General features: G+C 53.0%; 10 protein-coding genes. 9 read left to right on the forward strand and 1 reads right to left on the reverse strand.

What is annotated here, in order from left to right; all coding sequences use genetic code 11:
• Window positions 1–165: 165 nt before the first annotated feature.
• The 3 genes from B5F38_RS06965 (at window position 166) to lpxK (ending at window position 6,190) form a co-directional block, all read left to right on the forward strand.
• Window positions 166–3,048, forward strand: a complete 2,883-nt coding sequence (locus tag B5F38_RS06965) for a PD-(D/E)XK nuclease family protein (protein WP_087408567.1) — start codon at window positions 166–168, stop codon at window positions 3,046–3,048.
• A gap of 281 nt (window positions 3,049–3,329) precedes the next feature.
• Entirely contained in the window at window positions 3,330–5,075 is a 1,746-nt protein-coding gene (gene sppA / locus B5F38_RS06970; protein ID WP_087408568.1) for a signal peptide peptidase SppA, read from the forward strand.
• Between the two features lie 11 nt (window positions 5,076–5,086).
• A complete protein-coding gene (gene lpxK / locus B5F38_RS06975) occupies window positions 5,087–6,190 on the forward strand; it encodes a tetraacyldisaccharide 4'-kinase (RefSeq protein ID WP_087408569.1) in 1,104 nt (367 codons plus the stop codon).
• On the opposite strand, the gene B5F38_RS06980 is transcribed toward lpxK, so the two are convergent.
• Window positions 6,191–8,569 carry a TonB-dependent receptor gene (locus B5F38_RS06980; protein ID WP_087408570.1) on the reverse strand — a complete coding sequence of 793 codons (2,379 nt, stop codon included), beginning with the start codon at window positions 8,567–8,569 and terminating at the stop codon, window positions 6,191–6,193.
• 473 nt (window positions 8,570–9,042) lie between these two features.
• Between B5F38_RS06980 and B5F38_RS06985 the strand changes: the two genes are divergently transcribed.
• The 6 genes from B5F38_RS06985 (at window position 9,043) to B5F38_RS07010 (ending at window position 18,378) form a co-directional block, all read left to right on the forward strand.
• Entirely contained in the window at window positions 9,043–9,609 is a 567-nt protein-coding gene (locus B5F38_RS06985; protein ID WP_158096852.1) for an RNA polymerase sigma-70 factor, read from the forward strand.
• Between the two features lie 114 nt (window positions 9,610–9,723).
• Complete coding sequence (locus B5F38_RS06990; protein WP_087408572.1) at window positions 9,724–10,743, forward strand: FecR family protein; 1,020 nt, start codon at window positions 9,724–9,726, stop codon at window positions 10,741–10,743.
• 82 nt (window positions 10,744–10,825) lie between these two features.
• On the forward strand, window positions 10,826–14,200 hold the full coding sequence (locus B5F38_RS06995) for a TonB-dependent receptor (protein WP_241147824.1): 3,375 nt from the start codon (window positions 10,826–10,828) through the stop codon (window positions 14,198–14,200).
• Between the two features lie 13 nt (window positions 14,201–14,213).
• The gene (locus B5F38_RS07000; RefSeq protein WP_087408574.1) at window positions 14,214–15,743 is read left to right on the forward strand and encodes a RagB/SusD family nutrient uptake outer membrane protein; all 1,530 of its coding nucleotides are present in this window, start codon (window positions 14,214–14,216) and stop codon (window positions 15,741–15,743) included.
• 2 nt (window positions 15,744–15,745) lie between these two features.
• Window positions 15,746–17,254: a DUF4832 domain-containing protein gene (locus B5F38_RS07005; RefSeq protein ID WP_158096853.1), complete on the forward strand. Its 1,509-nt coding sequence runs from the start codon at window positions 15,746–15,748 to the stop codon at window positions 17,252–17,254.
• A 26-nt stretch (window positions 17,255–17,280) separates the two neighbouring features.
• Entirely contained in the window at window positions 17,281–18,378 is a 1,098-nt protein-coding gene (locus tag B5F38_RS07010; RefSeq protein ID WP_087408575.1) for an FISUMP domain-containing protein, read from the forward strand.
• Window positions 18,379–18,411 lie beyond the last annotated feature (33 nt).

Consider the following 18,411-nt stretch of genomic DNA (forward strand, 5'->3'; position numbering starts at 1 on the left):
ATATAAGCAAAAAAGCCCAGCTTACTTGAGTTTTTTTGTTAATCCTTTAACATCACCATCCATCGGATACGATGAAAATGCCGAAATCAATCTCATTTTACCGCCCAGATTTCGGAATCTGGATAAAAAGCCGTAAACTTGTAAGCGTAAATCGCACTTTCCTTTATGACTCCTTTTCTATACCGCATAGCCCAATCCTTCTACGAGCGTTACGGGCACGACATTTCGCAACTGGCCTTCGTCTTTCCCAACCGGCGGAGCGGCATCTTCTTTCAGAAGTATCTGGCCGAAGTGGCGGGCAAACCGCTCTTCTCGCCCCGGGTAACGACCATCAACGACCTTATGGCCGAGCTCTCGCCCTACACGACCATCGACCGCATCAGCCTGCTGGTGATGCTCTACAAACGGTACATCGAACTGCGGCAGAGCGACGAGACCTTCGACAACTTTGTCTTTTGGGGCGACATGCTGCTGGGCGACTTCGACGACGTGGACAAATACATGGTCGATGCCCGACAGCTCTATACCAACATACACGACTTGAAAGAGATCGACGAGTTTTACCTCACCGACGAGCAGATTGCCATCATCAAACGCTTCTGGGGGCACCTTTTCTTCCCCTCGACCGAGAGCGAGAACAAGCAGCAGTTCATCCAGTTGTGGCAGATTCTTTTCGACCTCTATAACCGGCTGCGAGACGACCTGGCCAGCCAGAACAAGGCCTACGAGGGAATGATTTTCCGCGACGTGGCCGAGCGTTGCCGCCGCAAGGAGACGCTCGACCTGCCCTATACGCAGGTGGTTTTCGTGGGATTCAACGCCATCACCGAGGCCGAACGGGTATTCATGGAGTACCTGCGCGACACGGGGCTGGGCGATTTCTATTGGGACTACTACGCCCCTACCCTGCACGACCCGTACAACAAGGCGGCTTTCTTCCTCAACGACAACAAACGGCGATTTCCCTCGAAAATCGACCTCGACGAACGCATCGAGCAGGTGCCCCGCATCGAGCTCATCTCGGTGCCGTCGGCCGTGGGGCAAGCCAAGCAGGCGACCGACATTCTGCAACGGCTCATCGACGAAAAGCAGCTGTCGCCCGAGCGGGCCATCGACACGGCCATCGTCCTCCCCGACGAGGAGTTGCTGCTCCCCATGCTCTACTCCATACCGCCCGAAATCTCGACGGTCAACATCACCATGGGATACACGTTGCAACACACGACCGTGGCGGCTCTCATGGATTCGATATTCCAGATGCAGCGGCACGTGCGCTTCTCGAAGGGCGAACCGCGTTTCTACCACATCGACGTGAAGCAACTGCTGGGACACCGCTTCATCGCCGCCCGTCTGGGCGACGAAGGGCAACGCATCACCGCCTTCATCAACGGCAACAACCGGGCTTTCGTTTCGCCCGGCGAGCTGGGCCGTCACCCGCTGGTCGAGCTGCTGTTCCGCATCCCGGCTACGGCCGACGAGGCAGCCGACTACCTGACCCGCCTGCTCGAATATCTGCAACAGGATACCGCTGCCGACGAACCGGCCGAGGCGACCGACGAGGAGAACTCGCCCGTAGGATTCTCGGCCGTGGAGCGGGAGTTCATGTATCACTACTACATCACCATCAAGCGGTTGCGCGACGTGATGACCGAGCAACGTATCGCCATGGGGGTCGACACCTTCTTCCGCCTGCTGGGCAAGATGGCGGCCTCGATTTCGATTCCCTTCCGGGGCGAACCGCTCTCGGGATTGCAGGTGATGGGTGTGCTCGAGACACGGGCTCTCGACTTCGAGAACCTCATCATCCTGTCGATGAACGAAGGCATCTTCCCTGTAAAAAAGGTGGCCCCCTCTTTCATCCCCTATAACCTGCGGCGGGGATTCGGCATGGCAACCACCGAGCATCAGGACAGTATCTATGCCTACTACTTCTACCGCATGATAAGCCGGGCCAAACGGGTATTCCTGCTCTACGACAGCCGTACCGACGGCCTCAAGAGCGGCGAGGTGAGCCGCTATGTCTATCAGCTGAAATACCACTATCGCCTGCCCATCCAGGAGATTCAGATCAACTGCGACATCGCCACCTTCTCGCCCACGACCATCACGGTCGACAAGCACCGCTTCGGCATCGACCGCAAGCTGGCGGCCTTCCTATCGGGCGGCGACAGTGCCCTCTCGGCCAGTGCCATCAACCGCTACCTGAACTGCCCCTTGCAGTTCTACCTGCAATATATCGAGGGGCTCGAACGTCCCGACGAGGTGGCCGAGAGTGTCGACAGCGGTACCTTCGGCAGCATCTACCACGGCATGATGCAGCACATCTACGAACGCATCGAGGGCGACCGCGAGCAGGTGACCGTCACGGCCGACCACATCGACGCCATCCGCAAAGACAAGCCGCTGCTCACCCACTACCTCGAGGAGTGCTTTGCCCGCGACTACTACAAAACACCGCAACACCCCCGGCCGCTCACCGGATACGACTACCTCACGGGCGAAATCATTCTCAAGCTCATCGACAAGACCCTCGAGAAGGACCGCTCGCTCACCCCGTTTGTCTACCGGGCTTCCGAGTTGCGCATCACGGGCGAAGCTCCCATCAGCGGCCAACGCGCCGTGCAACTGAAGGGGTTCATCGACCGGGTGGACGAGTGCAACGGCCGCATCCGCATCGTCGACTACAAGACCGGCAAGGAGCGGCTCGACTTCAAATCGGTCGAAGAGCTCTTCGACAGCTCGGCCACCGAACGCCGCAAAGCCATCCTGCAGGTGCTGCTCTACTGCAAACTGTACAAGATGAACTATCGGCCGGCCTCGCCCATCTACCCGGCCATCTACATCATACGCAACCTGTTCGACAAATTCGAATGGAACATCCGCTACGAGAAGGATCTGTTCACCGACTTCGCTCACGTAGAAGAGGAGTTCGACCGGTGCCTCACGGCCTGCCTCGACGAAATCTTCAACCTCGACCGCCCCTTCACCCAGACGACCGAAGAGTCGCACTGCCAATATTGCGACTTCAAGTTGCTGTGCAAGCGATAAGCCGGAAGAAAGCAGGCTCATAACATTGATTATCAAACTAATATATAAGCATTACAGAACCGAAAAATAATTCTTTACCCAACCGGAAGAGTAAAAAGAGAATTTATTTTTATCGAAAAACGATAATTTTTTATTGATTTTCTTTGCAATTTCAATTTTTATATCTATGTTTGCATAGAATAAACGACGAAGATAAACGACTCATGAGCTTTTTCTTCCGAAAAAGAGTTTATCTTTGTCAAATCGAATGAAACAAAAACATTAAACAAAGCGATAAGACAATGAAAAAATTTTTCACTACAACCTTCGCCTGTGTGCTGGGCGTATTGATTGCAGGCATCTTGCTGATGTTCCTTTCGATTGCAGCACTCACCGGTATGGTGGCTACGACCGAAACGACATATACTCCCCAACCGCATACCATCCTGAAGCTCGACCTGGGGAGCGTGACCGAACGCAGCCAGGAAGACATCATGGGTCTCTTGCTGGGCAACCAACAGAAGAGCGACGGTCTCGACAACATACTCAAAGCCATCGAAACGGCCAAGGAGAACAAGAATATCGACGGTATCTACATCGATGCCGGCGGCTTGAACGTAGGCATCGCTACCCTCGACCGCATACACCGTGCACTGGTCGACTTCAAAGAGAGCGGCAAGTTTGTCTATGCCTATGCCGACACCTACTCGCAACGCGAATACCTGTTGAGCGCCGCTGCCGACAGCGTGATGCTGAACCCCGTGGGAGCCATCGACTTCAGAGGTCTGGCCAGCCAGGTGATGTTCCTGAAAGGTCTCTACGACAAACTGGGCATTGAGATGCAGGTATTGAAAGTAGGTACCTACAAATCGGCCGTAGAACCCTACATCAACACCCAGATGAGCGACGCCAACCGCGAGCAGACCATGGCCTACATGACCCCCATCTGGAACCACCTGCTCGAGAACCTGTCGAAAGACCGCAACCTCACCGTCGAGCAACTGAACAACCTGGCCGACACACTGCTGATTACGGTCGACGCCAAAACGCTGGTGGCCAAAGGACTGGTCGACACCCTCATGTATCGCCCCCAGATGGACAGCTTCCTCAAGAACAAAGTGGGGATAGATGCCGACGACGACCTCATCTTTGCTTCGGCCAACGAGGTAGCCACAATCAAACAGAAAAAGAACAAGGCCAAAGACGAAATCGCCATCGTCTATGCCGAGGGAGGTATCGACCTCGACCCGACTACCGGCATCCACTCGGATGAACTGGTAGAGGAGCTCACCAAGATACAAAAGGACGAAAACATAAAAGCCGTGGTACTGCGGGTGAACTCGCCGGGCGGTAGCGCCTACGGATCGGAACAGATATGGGCCGCCATCGAAGAGATCAAGGCTGCCGGCAAACCGGTTGTCGTATCGATGGGCGACCTGGCTGCCTCGGGCGGATACTACATCTCGTGCAACGCCGACCGCATCTTTGCCAACCCCACGACCCTCACCGGCTCGATTGGCATCTACGGCATGATTCCCAACTTCGGCGGACTGGTTACCGGCAAACTGGGTGTCACCTTCGACGGTGTGCAGACCAACCGCTACGGCAACTTCGGTGCCTTCAACCGTGCCATGACCCCCGACGAGCGCAACCAGATGCAACGCTACATCGAACGGGGCTACGAACTCTTCACCTCACGTTGTGCCGAGGGCCGCGGCATGAGCCTCGAGGCCATCAAGAAGATTGCCGAAGGTCGGGTTTGGGACGGACAGACGGCCCTCAAGATAGGATTGGTCGACGAGTTGGGCGACCTCGATGCAGCCATTGCCTGGGCTGCCCAAAAGGCCAACCTCGACAAATACAAGACCAACGCCTACCCGGCTCAAAAGACAGCCATGGAGCAGTTGCTCTCGGAACTCAACACCAACGTGCGGACTCGCATAGCCGCCTCGTACCTGGGTGAAAACTACAAGTATATACAAGCTCTGGAACAATGCAAGAATATCGACCCCATACAGTATCGTATGGAAGATATTGAACTCTATTGATACCGATTCTCATGTATGGCAAATCGATTAAAATAAATCGTTGGCTCATCCCGCTCAGCTGGTTGTACGGCTTCGGGGTCGGTCTCAGGAACAAACTCTTCGACTGGGGTATTCTCCCGGTCGAAGAGTTCGACATTCCTGTCATATCCGTGGGGAATCTGGCGGTGGGTGGCACCGGCAAGACTCCCCATATCGAATATTTAATCGAGTTGCTGCAACCCAAATACCGGGTGGCCGTGCTCAGCCGGGGCTACAAACGCAAGAGCCGGGGCTTCGTACTGGCCGACGCCTCGTCGACCGCCCGCGAAATAGGCGACGAGCCTTACCAGATAAAACGGAAATTCCCCGGCATCGCAGTAGCCGTCGATGCCAATCGCCGACGCGCTATCAAGCGACTGAAAGAGCTGCAACCCGACCTCGACGTGATTCTGCTCGACGATGCTTTCCAGCACCGCTATGTATCGCCGCTGGCCTCGATTGTGCTCACCGACTACAACCGGGCCCTACACCTCGACAAACTGTTGCCGGCCGGTCGGCTGCGCGAGTCGCGCCACGAACTTTCGCGGGCCGACATCGTGATTGTGACCAAATGCCCCGCCGACATGAAGCCCATCGAATACAACATCATCTCGCGGTGGCTGCACCTCTTCCCCTATCAGCACCTCTACTTCACCACACTCGACTACGGCAAGTTGCAGGCGGTATTCCCCGAGAAGGCCCCGGCTCGCGAACTGACTCTGAAAGATCTGCCCGCTACGGCCGGACTGATGGTCCTCACCGGCATAGCCAACCCGCGGCCCATGCTGCAATATCTGGCTCGATGCCATGCCCCGCAAGAGGAACTGCAATACCCCGACCACCACGACTTCTCGAGCAGCGACCTGGCTCATATAGCCCAACGGTTCGAGTCGATGAAAGGAACGAAAAAATACATCGTTACAACCGAAAAGGATGCCGCCCGATTACGCTCGGCCGCTCTCGACGACTCCGTGAAACAGGCCCTCTACTACCTGCCCATCCGGGTACGGTTCATGCAGCATGCCGGCATCTCGTTCGACGAGAAGATAACCGATACCATCTACAAAAACCGCCGCATCAAGCGTCCCCGCAAATAGTCAGAACTCCACCGTAATGCCCAAGGTAGGCAATATGGTTCCGCTCTGCTGGGCGATATACTTCGTGCGGTAACGCTCCGTGCCGTTGTCGTCGACATAGGTTTCGCCCGTACTGATCAGGAGCGGCTGATTGTCGTACTTGAAGTTGAGTACATTCTGCAAATCGATATAGAATCCCAGCATCACCCCTTTGAAATAGAACGACTTGTCTACCCGCAGGTCTACCTCGTAGAAGGTCTTGAGCCGCCCCGTATTGTAGCGGCTGTAATCGTAATAGGGCCGGGCCGTGGCATCCCAGGCCGGGATGAGCGACGAGACATATTCGTCGTAAGGTGTATAGGGAGCCCCGCCCATCAGCCTCACCTTCATGCCAATATCCCAGTTCTTGGGCAGTTTATAGGTACCCGATAGCGTGAAGAGGTGCCGGTAGTCCCAGGCCGAGGGCAGGTAACGCCCCGTAGCGGGATTCTGAAACTGGCTGCGGTACCAGGTGTACGAAGCCAGGGCCGTGAAGCGTCCCAGCCCCAACCAGCGAAGCATCACCTCCACGCCATAGGCCCGCCCCCGAGCGGTCGAGGCGGCCGCCTCGTTGCCCGAAACACCGTAGTCGGTACCCTTGCAGGCCAGCGGGATGCTGTCGGTGAGCGAAAGCGGCGAGTGAGTATACTTCTTGTAAAAGCCCTCGACCGTAAGGCGGGCCCACCGGTTGATATAATACTCCAGTTCCACGACCGCCTGGTCGGAACGGATGTAGGTGAGCCGCGAGCGGTTCACCAGCACATCGTCCTCCTGATAGCCCATGGTCGTATAGGCCGGCAACTGATAGTAGCGCCCTATGCTGCCGTTCAGGTAAATGTTACCCGCCACATTGTAGGAGAGAGCCAGCCGGGGCGAAAACTGTTTGAGCGGATTGGACATCGGCGACGAGTAGTCGCAGGCATCGAGACGAAAACCGAGCGAAGCCGTGAACCGTTCGCCGGCCGACTTGTAGCCCGCCGTGGCAAAAAGCCCCCAGCGGAACAACCCCAGGTCGGTCGAGTAGCGAATCTCGCGAGGCACCTCGGCAAAAGCCCGCTGAAAGGTACGGTTGGTATAGACGGCATAGTCGGCGTTGAGACCGGCCGTCACGTCGAACGGGCCCAGCAACGAGCGATTCTCGAGCCGCAGGTGGTTCTCGGTCTCGACCGACTTCAGGCGCAAGGTCAGGTTCTCGTCGGTCGACTCGTCGTTGTCGCGATACTTCACGTTGCTGTTGCTCATGTAGCTGCGGCTCAACACCACCGTCTGAGTGTGGTTTCCCGCATAGTGCTTGTAGACTGCCCCCAGCGTATAAGTGTTCTGCTTGATGGTCGGCAGGTAGTTGAGCAGGTACTGTTTCGACTCGTCGGCCGGGTCGGTCTCGGTATTCAGCTTCATGTCGTCAATGGCCCCCAGCCCCAGCACGGTGAGCTCGTGCGCCTGCGAGAAACGGGTCTTTATCTTGAACTGCGCATCGGTATACCGGGGCAAAAACGGCATGTCGAGCAACGAGAAGAGCAGTTGCAGATAAGATTGCCGCACCGACACCACATAGGTAGTGCGGCTGCCGATGTGCCCCTTCGAGCCCACCGCCAGCTCCGACGCCCCCACCGTACCCTTGAAGGTATAACGGTCGGGCGTACCGTCGAGCAACTTGAAGTCGAAGACCGAGCTCAGCGCATTACCCCGGTTCACCGGGAAAGCCCCCGTATAGAAATTGACCTCGCGAATGAGGTCGGCATCGATAATCCCCACCGGTCCGCCCGAAGCCCCCTGCGTACTGAAGTGGTTGATGTTGGGAATCTCCACCCCGTCGAGATAAAACTTGTTTTCGGCCGGGCCGCCGCCCCGTATCATCAGGTCGTTGCGATAGCCACCCCCCGCCACCGTAGCCACCCCGGGGAAGGAGTTGACCACCTTCGAAATGTCGCGATTGGCCCCCGGGCTCTTCTCAATCTCCTGCACCCCGATGACCCGCCGGGCAATGGGACTCTCGACCGAACTACGAAACGGAGCCGCCACCACACTCACCTCGCCCAGTGCCACCTGCGACTCCTCCAGCCCGATGTCGAGCGTATAGTCATACGAAGTAATACGGAACTCGGGCGACACATAGGTCTTGTACCCCACCGACGACACCTGCACCCGATAAGCCCCCGGCGGCAGATTGCCGATGCGATAGCCGCCCACCGAGTCGGTCGTCGTCCCCCGCGAGGAGTTCCAGATACCCACACTCACGAAGGGTACCCCCTCACCCGTTTCGCGCGAAACCACTCGACCCTTTACCGAATAGGTCTGTGCACACCAGGCACACACCACGACACACAGACTACAACCCAACAATAGATACCGTTGCCACATACTTTTCACCCTCGATCCAAATACAGAGAGCCACAGGCTATATACAACCGGCTCTCCGATTTTGTTCAGAATAGAAAAAATCGCATGTCACGATTACGTAATACGGCATTCTTGTCCGTATTAAACAAAAGACAATACCATGAAACAGCCAGCCACTATAGCCCTATCCAACCTTTTCGAATGGAATGCAGACGAACGAAACTCCCTTTGCAAAAACAATATCACCCAAGAATATTCCATCGAGCCATTCAAAAGTGATAAAAAAGACTATATCCGTCCCCGATATAGCCCGCAAGAGATAGTCCCAACACTATCAAAAGGAAATACTTCTCCCGAAACTTGCCGGGGAAGACTTACAATCCTCTACAGATTGCCGAAGCCTCATCTTTTCATTTCGTAAGTATTGTTTTTCTATCATTTTTTACCGTAATTTGATGTCGAAAAAACAAGCAGCTCCTCGACAGTATTACTCCATGCAAATTACCAATCTACAAATAGAAGAGATTCAAGCTGGGAAAATCAAAGCCTTCGAGATTTTGTTCAAAGCCTTCTATCCCCGGGTCAAAAGTTTCGCCTTGGGCATGATCAAAAACCCATACGAAGCCGAGGAGATAGCCCAAAACGTATTTCTGAAAGTGTGGACCAACCGGGAAAAGCTGAAATCGACATACTCTCTGAGCAGCTATATCTTCACCATAGTCCACAACGAAGTATATGACTTCTTTCGTGAGAAACACTATCAACTCGGATACCAACAAAACATACGGTCAAATATTCCCAATCTGCAGTACGAAATAGACTCGGAGTACAATATCAAGGAAATCAAGGCTATCGTCAACCGTACATTGAAAGAGATGCCTCCCCAGCGCAGGACTATCTTCAAAATGAGCCGAGAACAATTTCTCAGCAACGAAGAGATTGCCCAGGCCCTGGGACTGTCGAAACGAACCGTCGAAAAACACATCGGTCTGGCATTGGCTACCATCAAGAAAAATTTAGGTGATTTTCTCTTCTGGTTGTTCCTGTTTTTCATTCAATAAACACACGCAATCAATTATTCCGAGAGTCGGTTTCCGGTATTTTTTAAGAAAAATATACCCGGCCATTACGTGTACATCTATGCTTATCCGTATTAACCATATAAAATCAAACCCATGGAAAACTCTATTCCTACCCAACAAGAACTGTCCGGCTACTTCTTCAACCGATGCACCCCCGAAGTGGGCCATAAAATAGAACAATGGTTCCTGGCTCACGGCAAAAGCCAAGAAGCCCGAGAGCTGTTATTCTCCTTATGGGAAGAGCTGGAGGAGACTACAACGATATCGCCCGAGGAAACCGAACAGGCATTTATCCGGTTCAAAGAGCAACTGCTCCTCGACAACGAACCGGAAGAGAACGAATCGGAAAGTTGGGCCAGTCGATTGCTCTTCCGGGTTCAACGTATTGCCGCCATTCTCATACTGCCGCTCATCCTCGTTTCGGGGTACCTCTTCTACCAAAGTCAGAAAGAGGCCAATATGGTATGGATAGAAAAAAGTACTCCCTACGGAGACATCAAGCGGATTACCCTCCCCGACAAGACCACCGTATGGCTAAATGCAGGTAGTACGATTATCTATCCCGAAGAATTCATAGGGAACACCCGCCAGATATTTTTCACCGGAGAGGGGCATTTCACCGTAGCCAGGAACAAAGAAAAGCCCTTTATCATCAAGTCACACGAAAGCAGTATCGAGGTACTCGGTACCCAGTTCAACCTGAAATCGTACAGCAACGACAATCGCATAGACATAACATTGCTCGACGGTTCGGTAGCTTTCTATTATCCTAGGAAAACCGACGGAGAAAACCGCTGCAACATGGTTCCCGGCGAACAGATACAATACAACCGCACGACTCACGAACTGGAAAAGAGCCGTTTTATCCTGTCGGACTACTCGTCGTGGAAAGACGGAAAATACTATTTCAAGAACGAGACCTTGGCAGATATTGCGAAACAACTCGAACGCAACTTCAACGTCAACATTGTCATCAAGAACGACTCACTCAAAAACATTCCTTATCACATGGCCTTCGTCAACAACGAGACACTCGACGATATTTTGCAAGCCATGAACCTGGACGGCTACCTGACAATCAAGCGCGATGGTAAAATCATAGAAATTTATTGACAAACAAACTAACACACTTACCATGGAAAAACACAAAAGTCCGCATTTCATCGGTATATCCAAGAAATGTAAAAAATGTATTATGCTGTTTTTATTGTGCTTTGTCTTTACAGGATATGGACAAAACATCTCGGTCAACTTCCCGAACATAACGGTTGAAAGAGCTTTGGAAATTCTTCGCAATCAAGAAGGCTACTCGTTTTCGGTCAAGACAAACGATGTGAACTTGCAGAAAAAAGTAAATGCCAATCTCCAAAATCAACCTATCGAAAAAGTATTAAGTACCATATTTCAAGGACAACCCGTATCTTTTGAAATCGACGGCAAAATGGTCCGAATCATCAAAGGATCGGATAGAGATACGAAAGCATCGCAAACCGCTACCGAGAATCGGAAAATATCGGGACGGGTAACCGACCGTCAGGGCGAACCGCTTATCGGCGTAAGCATTATCGCCAAAGGTTCCAACGAGAAAGGTACCATGACCAATATCGACGGATACTACTCGTTGAGCGTACCCGACAAATCGATTTTGCAATTCTCGTATATCGGCTACGACACGCAAGAACTGAAAGTCGGGAAAAGCGATATTCTCAACGCCACGCTGCAAGAAAAGATAAACGACCTCGACGAGGTAGTAGTCATCGGATACGGCAGTATGAAAAAGAGCGACCTGACCGGCGCTGTCTCTACCGTAAAAACCGAAGACCTGCCCATGTCGGCAAACACTTCGATTTCGCACATGCTCTCGGGTAGAGCCGCCGGTATCACTTCGGTCCAAAACAGCGCCCAACCGGGAGGCGGCGTAACTCTGCGGATACGTGGCGAAGCCTCTACCGGTGCCGGCAACGAGCCGCTGTACATTATCGACGGATTTCCCATCGGCGGCTCTCAGGTGGAACCGGCGGCCGATAACCGATATACCGACTTCGGTTCGCGTAACCCGCTGAACTCGATCAACCCCAACGACATCGAGTCTATCGAAATTCTGAAAGATGCCTCTTCGACGGCTATCTATGGAGCACGAGCTGCCAACGGTGTCATTATCATCACGACCAAGAAAGGGCGAGAAGGTAAACCGGTAGTCAATTACAGTGCCAATTACGGCGTTCAGCAAATTGCCAACAAGACCGAAATGATGAATGCCCAGGAATTTATGACCGAGGCCAACAAGTTTGCCAAAGAGCAATGGCTCTACAACAACCGCATATATCCCTATGGGAATACCGACCCTTCGACCATCACAGACCCCATTGTCTATCCCTATACCGACTCTGCCATTCGCAACGCCGGTGAGGGTACCGACTGGTACGACCTCATCACCCGCGAAGGAATGATCCATCAGCACAACCTCTCGGTATCGGGCGGAACCTCCAACCTGAGATACATGGCTTCGTTCAACTTCTTCGACCAAAACGGTGTGGTACGCAACAGCGATTTCACCCGCTATACCGGCCGTCTGAATGTAGAACACCAAATCAACAAAATCTTCAAATACGGTGTCAACGCCACACAGAGTTACATCAAATCGACCAACGTACCTCTGGGGACCGAAGATTTCGAAAACTCGGGCCTCATCAACTCGGCCATGTCGTACGACCCCACGACTCCGGTATACAACAAAGACGGGAGCTATGCCCAAAGCGAGCGCATGACAACCGTACCCAACCCCGTCTCCATGCTCGAAATCGACGACTACACTCAAACCAAACGCTTACTGGTAAATGCCTATCTCCAGGCCGAAATCATCAAAGGGCTGGTGGCCAAAGTCAATATCGGATTCGACGACCAAACCGGTGTGCGCAACTCCTATATCCCCACGACTACCCTGTATGGGAAACAAGAGGGAGGCAAAGCCAGCAAAAGTATGGCTCAACAATTCGACCGATTGCTCGAAGCCACGGTCAACTACGATTTCTCGATAGCCAAGGCTCACAAATTCAATATCCTGGCCGGCTACTCTTATCAGGACTTTACCAACGAAGGATTCTCGGCAGCCAACTCGCAATTCTTCACCGACATATTCAAATACAACTCCCTGGCCTCGGGCGAAGCAGCTCGTCCCACGGTTGCCTCCAACAAGTCGAAGACCATGTTCATCTCCTACTTCGGACGTATCAACTACAACTTGTTCGACAAATACCTGTTCACCCTCACGGCCCGTGTCGACGGTTCGAATCGTTTCGGTGCCAATAACCGATATGGTATATTCCCATCGGGGGCAGTTGCCTGGCGTATCAAGCAGGAAGATTTTCTGAAAGATGTCACCTTCCTCTCGGACCTGAAATTGCGATTGAGCTTAGGGCAAACCGGTAACAGCGAAATAGGCAACAATGCCTTTGAATACTATACGGCAGCCTGGCAACAATATGTCTTCGGCAACTCGGTAAGCACAGGTACGGCCAAGTCGCAAATAGCCAATCCCGACTTGAAATGGGAAACGACAACCGAGTTTAACCTCGGTTTGGATTTCGGCTTCTTCGACCAACGGTTGAGCGGAACTTTCGAGTTCTTCAAGAAAGAGGTAAAAGACCTTTTGGGATACCGTACCCTGAAATCGTTTATGGAGGTATCGACCGTAGCCGCCAATATCGGCAAGACGCAAAGTACCGGTATAGAAATTTCGTTGAAGAGCCGCAACTTCACCGGCGAGTTCAAATGGGATACCGAGTTTAACTTCACGCGCTATGTCGATAGGTGGAAAGAACGAAATCCCGAAGACGAACTGAGTCCCTGGCAAAAAGCCGACGACCCCATACGGGCTCATTATGGCTACCTCTCCGACGGTGTGCTGGGTATCGACGAGGCCGCCCCTGCCTCCATGCCGAACCTCCTGCCCGGCGAGTACAAGATCAAAGATGTGAACGGTTATCTGCGCGACGAGTTCGGAAATCTGATTCCCGATGCAAACGGTAACGTACAATACACCGGAGGGCCCGACGGTATTATCGACGAAGCCGACATCGTGCTGCTGGGCACCTACGACCCGGGCTTCTCGATTGGATTCGGCAATACCTTCGAATACAAGGGTTTCGACTTGAATATTTTCTTCTATGGCATGTTCGACCGTATCGTCAACAACGCCACCCGCGGAAAATTCTCGATTCCCAATATCCGCTTCATCCTGAACGGGCAAAACATGATGAAAGAGATTTCGGAACGCTGGTCGAGCGAAAACCCGCACAGCAAATACCCTTCGGGATTCGTAAGCCAATATCCTCAACCCTCGGATTACCTGTGGGAAGATGCCTGGTTTATCCGCTGCAAGAACATCACGCTGGGATACACCCTCCCCTCGAAATGGATACACAAGGTATTCTCCCGCGCACGAATCTTTGCCGACATATCCAACCCCTTTGTCATCACACCTTATTCGGGCAACGACCCCGAAACCGATTTCAAAGCCGGGTATCCCAACCAACGAACCTACTCTTTTGGTGTTGACATAACCTTTTAATACTATTTGAATCATGAAAACCAGGAATATATTTTTCTCATCGTTGCTGCTCATAGCAACTTGTTCGTGCTCACTGGAGAACGAAACTTTCGACCAACTCAGCGCCGATAACGTAATGACAACCGAAAGCGATGTAAAAGCTGCTGTCACAGGCATCTACCACGAACTGCGCGGTGGCGGTTGGGATCGCTATAACTGCGCTTGGGGATCTCTACTGACCATGCAAGTAGGATGTACTGACGAGTGCGACTGCAACTGGGTTTGGGACAAACAGCTCGACTTTCTGTGGACTGCCGAGACGACCGACCTCAGTGCATTCTACTTAGGCATGGTTCCGGCTGTCACCAAAGCAACCGCCCTGCTCGAACGCATGCGCCCCATCTCGATTTCGGCACCGGTAAAACGCCGTTACATGGCCGAAGTACGTTGCCTCCGGGCCATGTGGGCATACGACCTCTACGATTTGTACGGCACCGTTCCCCTGATTACCGACCCCGATATTGCGCTCGATCCCGAAAGGGCACAGGACTATATGCCCGAGCGACCCTCGGTCGAGTGGTATGTCAACTTCATCGATACCGAACTGAAGACCGCCGAAGAGAACCTGCAGACCGCCAGCGAACTGAGTGCCAGCGACTACGGCCGCATGACCAAAGGCATTGCCCAAATGTACATGCTGAAACTGTACATGCACGAAGCCGGTCAAGAGCGTCATTACCGCAACAACGAAGGCAAGGCCATGATGTGGTGGAGCCGGGTCGACTCGATTACCAACGTAATAATCAACGACGGCGAATACATGTTGCAGAAAGACTACATGTCGATATGGTCGCCGTCGAACCAACAAAACAAAGAGGTCATTTTCCCGATTCCCAATTTCCCGCAAGGCGGATTGGGCAACTGCTTCCTGGCTCATGCCCTGCCCGCCGATTATGTATCGCGGAACGGCATCTCTCTGACCAAATGGGGCGGATTCCTCGTACCTTGGGATTTCTACGACACCTACGACCCCAACGACAAACGCCGTAATGCCCTACTGGCAACCTACTGGAACGGCAAAAAGATGGTCGACCGCCGTACCGAATACACCGGCAAACCGGGAGCCATCCCCATGAAGTATCAAGAAAACCCCAATACGACCGGACAATGGGATGCCAGCGAATATGTAATAAACCGCTACGCCGAGGTGATTCTGGCCCGGGCCGAAGCCTTGAACGAGCTTCACGGCCCCACGCAGGAGGCCAAAGACCTGGTACACCAAATCAGGAGCCGGGCATTCGACAACTACGAAGGGAGCAAATACGAAAAAGAGATAAACGACATTACCGACAGAGATGCGTTCCGCAGCCATCTCTTGAAAGAGAGGGGTTGGGAGTTCTGCTGGGAAGGCATGCGTCGTCCCGATCTGATTCGCCATGGCGAACTCATTTCCAACGCTCACGCCCGCGGCAAACTCATGGCCGAACCCAAACACATTCTGTATGCGATACCTCAATCGGTTATCTACGAAAATCCTAATCTTAAAAACAACGAAGGTTTCTAACTATGTCACACTACAAAAACCTCACTTGGATACTGCCCGTCGCCCTCGCTCTTTTTGTCGCATGCACCGACAAAGACAACGATGGAATACAGTCGGGAGACCAAACGGTCTCTTTCGACCCCGATTTGACCTCGCTCATACGGAATCCGGCCTCGGGTTGGACTCTCTACGACGATGCCAACGACTACGTATCCAACGCCAAAACCTACTGGTCGCAACAAGATGCAGCCGCCGAAAAGTATGCCTCGATTTTTTACTGGCGCTCCCGATGGTCGGAACTCGAACCCGAAGAGGGAAAATATGCCTGGGAGCACGACGAAAATTTCAAGGCCCTCATTCAAGGGGCTCTCGACCGGGGGCTGAAACTGGCCTTCCGAGTCTATGTCGACGGGCAAGACAATATCTACAACGGTACCCCCGACTTTGTAAGAGAAGCAGGAGCTCAGGGGTATGCGGTGCATCGGTTGTGGGATCCGGCCGACGAGAACAACAACTGGACCCCCTATGCCGATGACCCTGTATTCCAGGAGAAGTTCGGTAACTTTATCCGGGCCTTTGCCCAGGAGTTCGACGACCCCGCACGAGTAGACTTCATCGACGCCTACAACCTGGGCTGGTGGGGCGAAGGCCATCATGTGCAATATCTCAACAACAGCAACAAGTACAGCGTGTATCAATGGATTACCGACCTGTATGCCGAGAATTTCAAGAACGTACTGCTCGTGGTCAACTTCGGTACCGAAATAGGCTTTGCCTATGAAAAACAACTGGCTATCGACAAGCACGACTTCCTGACCCGCCGCGACGGAATCGGCAGCTACTGGTTCCAAGATACCGAGGTCGAAATCATCAATTCGCTATTCCCGCAAAAAGCCTTCATCGCCGAAGGTTGTTACTGGGGAGGCAATTCAAACAGCTATCAGCCTTGGAGCACCGACCCTCTGTACGCCGACAAATTCAAGTCTTGGGCCGATTTTTATGCTCAGGCCTACAAAGACGCTATCCGCGGCCATGCCAATACCCTCGATTTGCGAGAAGCCACCGAAACCCGCGGATGGGTAACTCATGCCAAGGAGTTGGTAAAAGATTTTATCAGCTACGGCGGCTATCGCCTCACTCCGATACAGATAGAGTTTCAGCCGTCGGTCCAGAGCGGACAATCGCTGACGATAAAGCATACCTGGCGAAACAGTGGTGTGGGAGTATGTCCCAACAACAACCGTCGCTGGAACTATAAGTACAAAGTCTCGTTTGCCCTGCTCAATCCCGAGAGCCAGGAAATCGAACAGATGATTACCGACGACAATGCCGAGCCTTCGGCCTGGATCAAGGGAAAGGACAAGACCTACAGGACAAGCGAAACCGTGTCCCTGCCCGCCGGCGAATACATTTTGGCCGTGGCCATCACCGACGACACTCAAGAGAAAAAACCGGGTCTCAACCTGGCCGTAAAAAACGGTTCGTTCACAAACGGCTGGTTGAAGATAGGTACCTTACATGTAACCAAATAATTCATCAACCCTAAAAACATAACACAATGAAAAAGACACTTTTTTATCTGGCATCCATCCTGCTCGTAGCAGGCACCTCTTGCTCGGAAAAGGACGACGAAGGCGGAGGTAAAAATCAAGAAAGCAACATCGTGCTTTATGCACCCGACGACTTGGAAGAGTTTGACCTCCTGTATGAGAACCCTACCAAGAAACTCGACTTCGAATGGGAAGGTGACCAAGCCGGTGCTTCGTATTCGCTCATTTTCAGCCTCGACGAAGAGATGAACGAACTCAAACGCATCGAAGTGGGAACCGAAATGGAATATACCCTCACCCATCAGGATCTTGACGACCTGCTGGCCGAACTGGGTGTAGGTGAATATAAACGGGGCGAATTGTATTGGGCGATCGAAAGCAACAACAACGGCGCCTTGTCGCGCAGCGAAGTGCGTAGCATGAAACTCTTCCGCTTCTACAAACCGTTTATCGACCCACGTGACAACCAGGAATACCGGGTTTGCCGCGTTTACGATCCCCTCACCGAAGACTATGCCGTATGGTTGGCCGACAACCTGCGGGCTACCACCTACTCCGATGGTACCCCCCTCACCGAGAACGACGTGAAGTTCTACACTCCGCAAGAAGGTGAAGACGAATCGTGGACCAGAATCTTCGGCGGATACTACACGTGGACAGCTACCATGCGCGGGACTCGTGGTGCCGAAGAGGGCGAAAAGATTCAAGGTCTGGCTCCCAAAGGTTGGCACATCCCGACCAAAGCCGAATGGGATTTCCTCATCAACGCTTGTGGCGACCCCACCATGCCGGGAACCATACTCAAAGAGAAAAACTATTGGGATCCCAATGCCGGCGATGTTGGACTCAATTCCATCGGATTCAATCTGGCCGGGACCGGCTACATCTGGAGCATTCCCGAGAACGATATTATCGAGGCTTTCGCCACATCTTACTACTGGACAGCTACTGCCCCCAAAGAGGGTGATGTTTATCCGTGGAATCCCGATCCCGCCAACTTCCCCAATCAAGGCGTGACCTACGGCTTCACAAGCAACGACTCGGGGGCAGCCCTCTACCCCTACGACCGTACTCGTGGATACTGCGTACGCTGTGTCCTCGACTAAACTTTTTATCCCTGTTATTGCCGGGGTCTCCGG

Origin of the sequence: Barnesiella sp. An22 (assembly GCF_002159975.1) — a bacterium.
Classification (GTDB): domain Bacteria; phylum Bacteroidota; class Bacteroidia; order Bacteroidales; family Barnesiellaceae; genus Barnesiella; species Barnesiella merdigallinarum.